The sequence below is a fragment of the Candidatus Methylomirabilota bacterium genome, assembly GCA_036001065.1.
GTDB lineage: Bacteria > Methylomirabilota > Methylomirabilia > Rokubacteriales > CSP1-6 > MNEF01.
In genome coordinates this window covers 38,510-50,893 of the sequence record DASYUQ010000087.1, presented here as the reverse complement: position 1 = coordinate 50,893, position 12,384 = coordinate 38,510, and the positions used below count along the sequence as shown (strand labels likewise).

Sequence of the window (12,384 nt, the reverse complement as noted above, 5' to 3'; positions counted from 1 at the left end):
CCGAGTATGCTGTCGTCCAGGGTCATCGGTCGATCCTCCCAAAGTGGTCCCTTGCAGGGGGTTGTCACTCTGGGAACGATAGGCCAGATGGCCCTCTTCGTTTCGAGTCTGAAGTGTCAACACTATTACGACTCGGGACAGCCTAGAGGGTCAAGAGACTCTACTTCCACCCAAGGAGTTTGAACCTTTTCTCTCAAAGTCTCGACGCATGGCTAGACAGATGCTTCCGTATCATCTGGAATGAGCCTGGTAGGACATCCTCATACTTTGGGCACGGCTGAAATCACACCAGAACACTGAGCGGGCTGCACACGTAGAAGGGCCCAATCACTTGCGAATGACATCCGGTACGCGTCCAGATGTTCAGCGATGAAGGGCACCGCGCGGTTATTCAACGGCGCTTTGGGGTGGGGGACCAACTGTCTGTCGCAAGCCGGCCCTGCCGTGATCCGAGCTGACGATCGAGCGATCGGGGCCTGTGCGACATGCTAAGCTGCTCCGCCAGTTCCATCTCTACGGGAGAGCGAGGACGTGATGAAAATGACGGTTCTGGCGGTTCTCGTCGTCGGGCTCGCCGGCTGTGGCATCTACCATTGGACCAGGCCAGGTGCGAGCATCGTTGAGTTTACGCACGATCATCGCGAATGCGCGCGGGAAGCCGCGGTGTCAACGAGCGCCGCGCCCGACTATGGCGTAGTCAGGCCGGTCTTCTTTCGTGCTTGCATGACAGCGCGAGGATGGAGGCGCGATCTCCCTCCGGCTGGGCTTATTCCAGCGGGCTGGTTCCGAGGCGTCGAGAACGAGGACATCGTGAAACTGGACGCGATTCCGCCGCAGCCCTAGCGCCGGTAAAAAGGAGAACATCGCGAGAAAACCCAGGACGAGCAGTCCGGCAGCCCATGACAAGGGATTCTTTCCAAAGTATTATGCGGCGCCGTTGGTCAGAAGGAAGACATTGGACGAATTCCCGGCTATTAAAACGTCGTTGGGGCGGATGGCAAAGAGAATCAGCAAAGAGGATATGGTGAAGCTGATCGGCGCGGCGATGCGGAAGGGAATCGTTCACGCGAATCTTATACAGGAAATGGAGCAGTTCAAGCTAGAGGCGCTCGTGGATAGATTCCTGGGAGATAAGGGAATTCTGTGACGCGTTGGAGACCTCGGTCGCGATGTCCATTCACCCCCGCTCGTCTTCCGGCGTGATCGAGAACGGGCTGCGCATCACGGATTACGTCAAGGTCGCCCTACTGCACCACTCCTCGATCGCCTGGCGCATCTGGATCGGACACTCGGTAGGGATCCAGTGCCGGGCCTCGAGCATCTGCGTTGTGCACTGGGGGAGGTTTGCGAGGATCCGGGCCGTCACCGTGGGATCGCCGAACCGCCCACCGCGCGAGAGCAGCGCCAGCGCGGGCGCCCGGATGACGCTGAAGTCGGGCAGCGGTGCCGTCACGGCGAGGAGGCCGGTCAGATACACAGCTGTCGGCGTGGATTTTAGATCTTCCAGCGGCGAGCCGTAGCGGGCTTCGGGAAACGCCTCAGGCCCCGCCGCGGCGATGACCGCCCGGGCGTCGCGGTCGAGCTGCTCGAGGTCGAGCGTCTCCAGACGTCGCCGGTGCAGGCCGAGAGCGTAGGAAGGACAAAGGGGCGTTGGGCGTTGGCGACAGAACGGCCGTTATCGGAAGCGGTCCGGAAGCGCCCGCCCCTGGAGATCGCCGTGCCCTCCGCTGACGGCCCGGCCCAGGGACACCATGCCCCTGGTACAGAGATACCGAGTGACACGAAAGCAGCGCATTTCACCGACGACATACTCCCATTTCAATCCCAGCATGCGACCTCCGCGCGTGCGACCCTCCGCTCAAGGGCCGGATCGACTCCGCTAATGGGCAACACGGGTTCAATCCCCGAACGGGATTCGTCCTACCGGCTGTTCCCCCCTCGTAGTCCCGCTGGAGGTCCTCGCGCTCACGTCGTAACGACGCATGCTATCGACAACGGGAGCCGTACACTCTAGGCTAACCGTGTCCCTCAGAGCGCCGTGCGGCTGGTTCAGTAATCCGTTTCGCTTCCGCGAAGGGCGTTCGGGCGCCGGCCGCCTTCAAGGCGGTCGGCCGGGGCGCTACCGCGGAAGCGCAACGCGAAAGCGCGGTCAAACGGTCACCGGAGCGCCGTCGGGCGGGTCGATGGATCTCGTTTTCGTGCCCTCCGCGCGACTGTCGCTAACCTGCCGTATCGCTTCGATGACATTCTTGCTTCAGCGAGGACGAGGGGCGTACACTCCCGCCAACGTGGCTGGCGGGGCGCCCTCGCAACTCCCGCCGCCGACGGGTCCGCGATCTGCCCCCAAGCACCTGACGCCAAAAGGGCAAGGTCAAGGGCGGTCAATACTGATGCAGCAGGCGGACTGCATGCCAGAATTAGGGCTTGAGATCCAGAGGAGCAGGGGATGCTTTCTAGCGTGATGCTGACCGCTTATCGAACGTTCAGAAAACTTAGAGTCGATGGCCTGAGCCGCGTCAATTTATTTGTCGGGAAGAATAACGCGGGTAAAACCTCGCTTCTCGACGCGATTGAGCTGTTGGTTCTCGGTAACGCATGGGCACTGTTTCGCAGCTCGATGCGTCGTGGCGAAGAGGCTCCATCGATCGATGAAGAAGAAAGACAGATGGTTCGGCGTGATCTGGCCATTTCTCATCAATTTTTCGGCCACGTGATTGAGGGCGCCCATTTCTCCATTTCCGGGACGCCAGGTCCTAAGTCGGTAACGTGCCAGATCATTGAAGTTACGAGTGAGCGTAGCGTGGCAGAGCCCGACCTTTTCGGTCTTGCACAGCTTGGCCCGTCGCTAGCGATCAGTTTCCTAAGCGGTTCGAGTCCCGGACCTGTCGTTTTGCCGCTGCTTCCCACTGGTGCCATCTCTTCGGAAGCCCGTCGGAGGATTTCGCTTGCACCTGTGGAGAGCTCTGCGGCCGCAAATTTTCTACGTCCCGAGTCGATAGAAACGCCTCGCCTAAATGCCTTGTGGGACAGCATAGCTCTTAAGCCCGAGGAGAATAAAGTTGTTGAAGCACTGCAGATCATCGAACCGTCCATAGAGCGAATAGCGTTTCTCGGAGAACGACGCCTTCGGCGCGGGGTCTTTCTGAAGCTTAGGGACTCCGACCAAAGGCTGCCGATCGGAAACGTTGGCGACGGCTTGAAGCGCCTGCTTGCGCTATCACTGAACCTAATTGCCGCTCGAGGTGGTTACTTGTTTGTAGACGAGATTGACACTGGTCTTCACTTTACCGTCATGGAGAATATGTGGCGCCTGGTCATCGAAACCGCCAAAGCATTAGATGTGCAAGTATTCGCAACAACTCACAGCTTGGACTGCGTCAACTCGCTTGCTTCTGTTCACGGAGACCGGCAGATTAGCGAGATCGATGTAGCACTTCATCGGATAGAGCGTGATCTTGATCACACAGTTCGCTATAGTGTGCAGGAGATCACTGTCGCAGCGAGGCGTCACGTCGAAATGCGCTAATGCCTCCCTCCAAGAAGAGTCTGTCTCGTCTCCTAGTGGAGGGTACCGACGATCTTCATTCAATTGTCCATCTTATGGTGCGGCATGGCTTCAATTGGGACGCGGAAGCCGCTCCGTACATCGACGAGACTGGAGGGGTCGGCGAACTGCTGGAGTCCGCACCCGTCACTGCTAAGGGACGGTACGAGCGCGTCGGCATCGTGCTGGACGCGGATGTAGACATTGAAGCCCGGTGGAGCAGCTTGCGGAATGGTCTTGCTCCGGTCGGAGTCGTACTTCCTGCGACGCCGGTTCTGCAAGGCACTATTGTGCAAGGTATCAGACCCACATCGCGCGTAGGGGTCTGGCTCATGCCAGACAATAGCGCGGGGGGACGACTGGAAGAATTTCTCCAACGCCTCGTACCGGTGGATGACCGCTGCTGGGATTTCGCTAGGCGCGCAACTCATGAGGCGCTGACGCAAGGTTGTAACTCGACAGACGAACAGAAGAGCGCGATACATGCCTGGCTAGCCTGGCAGGATCCGCCAGGTCTTCCCTTCGGAACTGCTTTGCGGGCTCGGATTTTTGCGCACGATGCGGCTGAGGCGATTGGTTTTGTGGCTTGGTTTAGACGATTGTTCATCGAGTGACGCGTATCACCTGTGACGTTGGTCTGACGTCCCAAAGTCCTCCGGAGCCCCGCCGGCCCACAAGACGGACTCCGAAGCGGGCAGGGTAGGGCAAGCCCGTTCGAGGCCGAGTGGGGTCCCACGAAGATAATCTCGACGGAAAATCCTCGAAGTCGCGACGTCGCGAGGCCTCGCGTAGAGACAGGCGGATCTTATCGTTGCGGCTCACTCGCGAGCAAAACGTCGTAGACCGCTTTCGCGAAATCCTCGCCTCGTTTCGTCACCCTCCAGTAGCTCACCACAGTGCCTACGATGGCAACGCCGAGTGCAAGATAGCCTGGCGCACTTAATGCCCCGTCCCTGTAGGTCAGGGCAAGTCGCGATGAGCTCACGATGAGGAGCAGCACGAACGTTGTGAGGAGGGCGCGAAAGAGGCCATACTGCGCATTGAATGTCTGGGGCAGCTCGCTCGCTTTCTCAACAGCCCGATAGCAGCGATAGAAGATCTCCTGGGCTCGCTTGAGCGCCTCGGGTCGGGGGATATCGCCGAGCCGTTCCTCCGCAAGGTTGATCTGAAATCTCGCGCGTAAGGAGGTCGTAACCTCGATGCGGTAGCGCTTGGTGAACCGTTGATCCTCGGGCAGTAGCCAGCGCGCGGACGGGAAGCCGCCCCACCACCAGACCAACAATCTCTCCGTGAACTGCTGACTGATACCTTGGAGCAACAGACCTACTACGTATCCGACGACAATGACTACTGACGTTTCCGCGATGCCACCGGCGAGCGGTAGTACTTCGCGGAGTGCGCTCACGTCCAAAACCGCGCCGAGCGCCCAGAGGAAGAAGATCCCGGGGACGACAACGCCGATGAAGTCATAGAGATTAAACTTGGCAAGCATCGCCGGTCATTGAGCAGTTCCGTCTTAGACGCCGTTCAGTAGTCGGTTGTGAAGACGAAGGAGGCGATTTCCTTCGGCGCAATGACCATGATGTGCGTCGGCAGCCCCGCGTTATCGAGATGAGCGCGGATCTCCGCCACTGCCAGCAAGTCTTTTTCGCTCAACTCGGCGGGTCCCTGTGGATGCGAGTGCCACTCACCAACGTAGCCGATGAGGTTGCCGGTCCTCCCTCCGACCTCGTCCAAGGTCTCAGGGTAGTCCTTTACGCCGCGTTTGAAGGCGTAGGGAGTTCCCTTCGAGTCGGGCGACGGCGGCAGGGCGTCCGTGATGTAGATCACTTTACGCTTTCGGTGAGCAAAGCCTAGGAGAAGCCCCCCTGTCTCGTTCCTCCCTGCCCGCTTCATCCAGATGCGAAGCTTATCCACTACATGGGCGTGAATTCGCACCTGCCAGGCGTCGGCATCGCGCGCGTCGAGGATGAGGACCGGCGGAACTGTCAGGGTCTCAGTACCTGCGTTCACTCCGCTCCCCACATCCAGGAGCGATAGCTGGATTCTGCCGAGTCCCTCTCTCGCCCACTTATCCCGGAGCTTGTAGGCCGAAGCGACTAGCGCTGCGTGGACGGCGATCACGTCGTCCGAGAGACGCATCGTCGTCGAACTGCAGCTCATACCGATCCCGATCTCTTCGAGAACCTCGGCTCGCTCTTCTTGCTGCGTCCGGCGATGCGCCGCGAGCCATTCCGCGATCGCCCTATTGTGGCGTCCGAGATGAAAAAGATATGCCTGGAGATCATCGAGTCTCGGATTCCGGGCCGTCCCCTCCCAGAGAAGAATTCCCAACCGCCCCGCGTGCGCGATCTCGCAGCGCGAGAAGTGAAGCGATGCCGGCAGGTCGTGCGTGTCGACGAGCGCGTTCAGGACCGCGGTCGACGCCGTTGCGTCGATCAGAAACGGAGTGTCGAGAAATTCGTCAGGGCGCTCTAGGAGGTCATAAATCGATATTGGATACGAGCGGACATCTACATGCGACTCGTCGAGGCGGTACATCGACTTGATGTAGCCCGCGAGGCCTTCGGCCTTGTTCTTGCCGACGGCCTCCGGCGGTAGGCCGTGGCGTACGAGATGATGGGGCGCAAGATCCGCCAGGTCGACAAGGCTCTGGCTCACATGCCCCGCCCGAGCGAGGTGAAGGCTAACCTTCGAGCCGAGGGCGCCGCAACCCACAAGCGCGACACGTGTCGGCGCCTCGGCCGACTCGCGCGACATCTCACGAGCGAAAGAGGCGGTCAGGGGAGAGCGGTGACTGAGCGCCATCACCGGCGCCTCGTCCTTCCAGGTACCGTCCTCGTTCGAATGGTCTTCGGATGCGAGGATCACGAAGTTGAGGAGTTCTACGGCCGTCCCCTCCCCAATTAGCGCATGGGGACGGAGGAGCGCGACTACCATCGGGACACCGCCAAGCAGCTGAGCACCGAGGGCCCGATATGGCGCGGCTGCAGCCTCAAGGTCTATGTCGATTTCGCGGCAGAAGTTGCGGAGGTCGCCGTAGGAGGCCGGAAGAGTCCCGAAGTATCGAGTCACCGCAGTCTTTGATGCCCAAACGAGCATGCCGAGGAGCAGCCGATCTTCATCGGCCTTCTCGTCGATCACACGATTGTACTTCCGGAAGAGGTCGATCAGCCGCCCGCTCGGCGTTTCAGGCAGTACGAAATCTATGCGATAGGAGATCCGAGCCGAAAAGTATGCCCCAGTGGCCTGATTCTTGAGCAGCGTCGCCATAAGGTATGAACTGCCTTGGCAGCCGCCCGAACTGGCCCAACCGGCTTCGACCGCACCAGTAAGGTCGCGAGCAGGGTAGACAATAATCCCGACGGCGTGGTCGATGCGGGTTCCCTCGAAGCGGTCTTCCTCCCGGATCAGCCGGTTGCTCGCCGCGTCCCGGAGCCATCCCTGCACGCGGTGCACGAGATCTGTGACGCTGTGCTCCGCGAACCAGTCGTCGAGGCTTCCACGATGGAGACAGAAGCAAGCCAAGTCCTTACGCCCGGTCGGAATGAGGTGTGGCAGCCTCGAGCTTGGGAAGTCTAGCCGGTCGGAGTAAGCGAACGGCGCTTTCCGAGGAAACTGCTTTTGGTGCACAAGAAGCAGAATTGGCTCGACGGTGCGGATGTCTACATCGTCTACGGGCCCCCGCGATGGCAAGTCGACCAAAACCTGCATCGCAATCGCGTGATAAGCGTCGTTCCACGTGAGGCAGCGCACGCCCGCTCCGGGAAACCGTGCCCGCAACTCGTCGACCGCCGCACGCATGGATGCCGAAAGCTCGGCGGGCGCGAGCTCCCGCCGGGCCGAGGAATGATACTCAGGCCCGCCACCCATACGTCTTCGGCGTCGTTACTGTGGCCGCGAGCGCGGCGGAGGAGACGACCTGACTTCCCTTTGAGTATTCATCCTTTTGAGGCCCGTTCTTCGTCATACGGAAGTAGATCGGCAGCGGCTTCTTCGCATCAGGATGCTCGCACGTGCAGATGAAGTGATCGTCGCCGACCTCCTTGCGGTAGAGCACAGCCGCCTGGTAGTGGGGCGGGTCATCGTCGTCGTCTTTGATCGGCTTCGACGAGGCGATCACGAAGGCGCCCTTCCGCTTGTGCTTCTTGAGGAAGGCCCGGATCTTCTCGCTCGGTTTGTTCTCTTCGGATGGCAGTTCGCTGAAGAACGTCCACGAACAGTGGTGAGGCGCAAGGAAGAGATCCCAGTCGAGCGTCGCGTCACGGCTCTTATCGATGATGGCCTCCCAGATCGCGCATCCGGCGTCGCCGCCGAAGAACGCCAGGGCCGCGTTCTCCACGCCGTCCACGGCGAACCGGGCCTGGAGGACGACGCTCGTGTCATTTCGCTTCTGCCATTCCGCATCGGTATCCTTCCGGACGGGGGCATGGACGAAGAATGCAAAGTCTTTCTTGATGCTGCCGTTCACCAGGTTAATCGCGTTCCCCGGGACGATGACCAGGCCCTCAAGACCTTTGAGCTCAGGGTTATCGGTGTAGCCAACGATCCTAATCCGATTGCCGGGCAGGTTCCGAGCCTCGGACCCGACTCGGTAAAGAACGATCCGCCGATCCACCTCCTTCTTGAAGGCCTTGGCGTCGTCGCAGAGATCGCTCTCCGCCCACGGCCAAAAGATGCGCGGCGCGAACCAAAGCTCATCCGCGATAATGCGCCCGGCCCTTTTGTCCTTGTCGGTGTACTTCGTCGGATCTCCCGCGTAAAAGACCGTCCTGTAGCCACGGATGTGGTCCTGGTCGGGGTGCGAATTGAGAAAGGCGTCGTGATGCTGATAGCCGGCGCCATCACTACGGGCCTCCCTCAGCAGATGTCCGTGGACATCGTACCGCGAGGGATCGTCCTTGTCGCTCGACGCTTCCGTGACGTTAAGGTCAATCACGAACGTCGTCTTGTCGGCGAGAGTAATGAGAATTGTGTCGCCATTGCCGACGGGAAAGTAGGTGATCGTGTGATCGGGCATGTCCGCCTCCAGTTCCTACCGTTTAGAACGCCGTCAGCGGGTCAAGCAAGGCGGGGAGTCGCTCCAGCACCGCCCCTGCCGCCCGGAGATTTTGAAACATAGCAGACGAGCCCGAGACTCACCAAGCCGAAACTGCCGACGCCAGGATTATTACGCACTTATGAAGCTCTTCCGAGCACTTTGTGGGGCCCCGGTCGATGAGCTGCTGAATATCAGCCGCCCTCGACTCGGCTCTTTTTAATTCGATAGTGATCGCGGCATTGGGGGATACTTTCGGCAGGCTAGGCTCCACATTCGCAAGGTCCCTACGCCAATGTCGGAGATGCGGCGGATGGCGAGCAGAGCTGGGCATGTGAAGCAGCGAGTCATGAGAAAGCGCCGACCGGGAAAGCGAGCGAGTGGCTCTGAAACGTCCGCCAAGACGTACAAGGTGGTCGCTATCAGCTTACACACGGACCAAGCAGCGTCGGTAGATCAAACCACCGAGCAACTCCACCAAGCCGGGTACCCGAAGGCTAGTCGTTCGCTCATCATCCAGGCAGCAATCAGTCGGCTACAAGAGGAACTCGCAGGCAAGACGCAGGATGAGATTCTCCGATATTTTGCAGAGCACCAAGTCAAACGCACGCTAGCCTACGCGAAATCTCGTCAAAATGAGCCGCCCGATCGAAAGGAACGATTCAAGGGTAAGACAGTAAGCCGATAGGTGTCCTACGGTCCAGCGCATGCTATGCCGTACCTGATGGCCGCAGTGCCCGTGAAAGGCATCTCGTGCGTCCTCCTTTGTAGCATCTGTCGCTATCCTCCTGGCTCACAGGACCCTTTTCCCTCGCCCCTTGCCAGAACCATTTCTTTTTGAACCAAGGAGACGGCCGCTCAAATGCCCGCTAAAGGCGCGGCTCTCCCGAGGCGCTCTTGCCAGAGGTTTTTGAGCCTGCCACTCGTTGGGGTTGCCTCCATGCCAGCCCGACGAACTCAGGAGAGGCAGTTTGAGGGCCCTGTCTATGGCCGGAATGCACGGTCGCCGTGCGGAGCCACTGGTCCGGATGCCTATGTCCATGCCCCTGGTACAGAAATCATCGGCTGGGAGCCCGCTCGGCGATATGCGTCGGACGCGCTCGCCGGGGGTCGCCTTGGCCAGGAGCTAGTCCAGGCGCGGGAAGGAGTCGAGAAAGCGCCGCTCGAAGGTCTTGAGGACGACATCGAGCAGGCTCTGCATCTCCTCCCAGAAGCGTCGGAATCCCTCGTCAACCTGCCGGGGCGGCCCCAGCGCATCTCGGTGTGCAAAGCCGAAGAGGCTCCCGGTACTCCGGCCCGCGAGCTTCAGCCAGATCGCACCAATCGCGTCGGCATCGTTGAAGTCGTAGGCGGCGAGAGTCGCTTGGATCTCCTGCTTATGGGCTTCATTGGGATTCTGCGGCGAGAAGTCTGATGGGAGAACGACGGCGCAGCAGCGAGCTTTCGATCTCGCGGAGCAAATGGGCCACGAGATGGGTTGTGTTCGCCATGGCCCCCGAGGCCATGAGGAAGCACGCCTCGCGGAAAAAGGCCGCGGCGCCAGGACTGACGAGCCGCAGGAGCTCGTAGATCCTCGCCTGGCGAGGATCGGTAAGCCGAAAGTCTTCTGGCGTTCGCCGGCTTACGTGACACATCTCTGAGGGGGTTTTCGGTCCACCCCCCGCACGGGGGATCTTAGGCCGGGCCCAACGACCGGCTGCGACTTCAAGAAACTGGCTTCACAGCACTCGCTCTCACATGGGAAGGCCACGCACCCCGCCAATGGGCCACCGCTGGATCTGGCGGCGACTACGCCTAGCGGTCGTCAGCGGACCCGATTCCTTCGAGCCGAGCGCCTAGACCAGGGGCGGCGTCGGGACGCTTGCCCGGCGTTCGACTGGCGCGGTGGCGCTTCCGCCAGCATGGGTTAGGATCGTAGTTCGTGGGAAGCATAATGGTGTCCCTCGGGGAGGTACTCGTCGGCCTTGCCGACGCCCTGCAGACCGTCGATATCAGGGTCGCGGCGTGCCGGGAGTCAACCAGCGTCAGTGCAGGCGAGTGGCTGCCCCTTCGGACGGTGATCCGGGTCTCATTCCATTCCCAGGAAACCATCCGCGGCAAGTACTTGGAGCTTGAGCGCCGACTCGGGAGGCCGCGCACGGATCGCTTCGCAATCTTCCATGCCGTCGTCCCCTTATCTCAGCTTCCGGCTCTACCACCAAGGCACGTGCTGCTCGCCCGCGTCGCCCCTGAGGGGCTAAGCCTTGAGACGGCTCCGCTTAATGCGGGCGACCTGAAAGGGCGCATCGAGCGGTACCGACATACTTGCGAACCTATTGGTAAAGAAATTTGGCCGGGTATCGAGTTCTCCTACACCCCCAACGGAGGGGTTTTCCCCGCGAAGACGACCGATATCGCTGTGCTCGATGCGGAGGTCCGCCGAGAGCTCGGGCTCCCATCGTGCGAGACCGCGATGCGGGCATACCTCGAAGTGCGCGATACCTCGACCCGCTTCGGCAACGTATTCACCGAAGTCCTGATGCCAGCGAGTATTACCGAACTCGGCTTCGACGGTACTGTTCTCGCCATTGAGGCGATAGCAGCCAAGAGCCTTGGCGGATTTCGCTGCTTCCTAACGAAGCGCGCGCCAGATGGCCTGGCTGTCCTGGAGCACCGCGAGGTCTTCCTTCGAGCTGCGGGTGAGCGCGGGGACTTTGTAGTCCAGCGCGGATCGACCGAGCTCAAGGCGGATCGAGAAGAACTCATAGACATCGTGCTCACGCACCCTGCTCTCCCCGAGCTCGACGAGCTGCGCCGGCGAGTTCACGATCTTCTGCCGCTCGCTGAGCGCAACCCACTCCTGGTCTGTCTCTCGCGATTCTGGGATCTCACCGAGGTGCGCCGACGGCTCGAGCGTCCGTACGAGACGCCGCATCGCAAGCTCGATCGCAGCCCGCAGATGGCGTTCCAGGCGAGCGTTGCTCACCTCTTGACGCTTGCGGGCTTCCGGACCATCGACCTCGAGCGCGACGACCAGATGCGCCATCCCGAGACCAGCGTTCAAGTCGCGACCGCGGATCTGCTCGCTTACCACGCGCCGCGTCGCGTGCTGGTCGTCGGCGCGTGCACTATCAACGTCCCGCGAGGTGAGGATTACGAGAAACTCCTCCATGCCACCAGCTTGCTCCGCCGGGAGTTCGGCGAAATGACCGAAGTGATTCTAGTTCCTGCGCTTTTTGCCGGACAGGAAGGTGATTCGGCCGTGAGGGAGGGCGCCCTCGCTCGTCGCGTTTGCCTGCTGACGCTCGATGAGCTCACTAAGGCGTGGCGTCTCGTCGAGGAGGGCGAGGAGGACCGTTTTCTTTCCTTCCTACTCGGCCTGCCCTCGCTTTGATGCCGGGCGGTTCTGCAAAATATTGCTCAGGCTGCGCGCGGCGAGACGGGTTCGCGTTGCCTGAAGATGTGGTCTAGCTGATACCCCAGCTGCTTTGTGTCCGGCCTGTCGGCCGTTCACAAAGCTGAGCTCCACGAGGACCGCAACCTGTGCCTACCCGGCGCTCTTGCCGCTGCGGCCAAGGCGGCTGATTCTCAGGAAGACCCCACTTGGGATCCGACCGTGAGGATCTTCCCAGGCTTGTACCGACCCGAGTTTGCGCAGCATGCATAAAAGAAGTGATTCTGGGACGGCTCAGCCTGGTTTCGAGAAGCTCATGTTGTTTCGGGCTTGGCGCGGGCGCCGGAGGTCAAAGGTTTATGAACGTGGATAGTCCTCGGCGCATACGAGGCGTGGCAGAGAGGCAATCGGAGAATCAATGAACCCTGC

7 protein-coding genes are annotated in these 12,384 nt (G+C 60.6%); 3 read left to right on the top strand and 4 right to left on the bottom strand.

The genetic code is table 11. The annotated features are described in order from the left end of the window. Positions 1-862 precede the first annotated feature (862 nt). Positions 863-1,147 carry a glycine betaine ABC transporter substrate-binding protein gene (locus tag VGV13_07805; protein ID HEV8640986.1) on the top strand — a complete coding sequence of 95 codons (285 nt, stop codon included), beginning with the start codon at positions 863-865 and terminating at the stop codon, positions 1,145-1,147. A gap of 81 nt (positions 1,148-1,228) precedes the next feature. Here VGV13_07805 and VGV13_07800 read toward each other — a convergent pair whose 3' ends face one another. Further along, positions 1,229-1,477 (bottom strand): hypothetical protein, encoded by a 249-nt coding sequence (locus tag VGV13_07800; GenBank protein ID HEV8640985.1) that lies wholly within the window; start codon positions 1,475-1,477, stop codon positions 1,229-1,231. 969 nt (positions 1,478-2,446) lie between these two features. On the opposite strand from VGV13_07800, the gene VGV13_07795 reads away from it, so the two are divergent. Then, positions 2,447-3,526, top strand: a complete 1,080-nt coding sequence (locus VGV13_07795) for an ATP-binding protein (GenBank protein ID HEV8640984.1) — start codon at positions 2,447-2,449, stop codon at positions 3,524-3,526. A gap of 823 nt (positions 3,527-4,349) precedes the next feature. Here the strand turns inward: VGV13_07795 and VGV13_07790 are convergent. The 3 genes from VGV13_07790 to VGV13_07780 form a co-directional block, all read right to left on the bottom strand. After that, positions 4,350-5,036: a hypothetical protein gene (locus tag VGV13_07790; GenBank protein HEV8640983.1), complete on the bottom strand. Its 687-nt coding sequence runs from the start codon at positions 5,034-5,036 to the stop codon at positions 4,350-4,352. 35 nt (positions 5,037-5,071) lie between these two features. Beyond that, the gene (locus VGV13_07785) at positions 5,072-7,300 is read right to left on the bottom strand and encodes a Mov34/MPN/PAD-1 family protein (protein HEV8640982.1); all 2,229 of its coding nucleotides are present in this window, start codon (positions 7,298-7,300) and stop codon (positions 5,072-5,074) included. Positions 7,301-7,400: 100 nt separating this feature from the next. Continuing rightward, on the bottom strand, positions 7,401-8,564 hold the full coding sequence (locus VGV13_07780; protein HEV8640981.1) for a hypothetical protein: 1,164 nt from the start codon (positions 8,562-8,564) through the stop codon (positions 7,401-7,403). 1,939 nt (positions 8,565-10,503) lie between these two features. Between VGV13_07780 and VGV13_07775 the strand changes: the two genes are divergently transcribed. Next, positions 10,504-11,955: a hypothetical protein gene (locus tag VGV13_07775; GenBank protein HEV8640980.1), complete on the top strand. Its 1,452-nt coding sequence runs from the start codon at positions 10,504-10,506 to the stop codon at positions 11,953-11,955. Positions 11,956-12,384: the final 429 nt, after the last annotated feature.

Coding starts and splice junctions, on each gene's coding strand:
- VGV13_07795 (HEV8640984.1), top strand. CDS start 2,447: ATGCTTTCTAGCGTGATGCTGACCGCTTATCGAACGTTCAGAAAACTT.
- VGV13_07790 (HEV8640983.1), bottom strand. CDS start 5,036: ATGCTTGCCAAGTTTAATCTCTATGACTTCATCGGCGTTGTCGTCCCC.
- VGV13_07780 (HEV8640981.1), bottom strand. CDS start 8,564: ATGCCCGATCACACGATCACCTACTTTCCCGTCGGCAATGGCGACACA.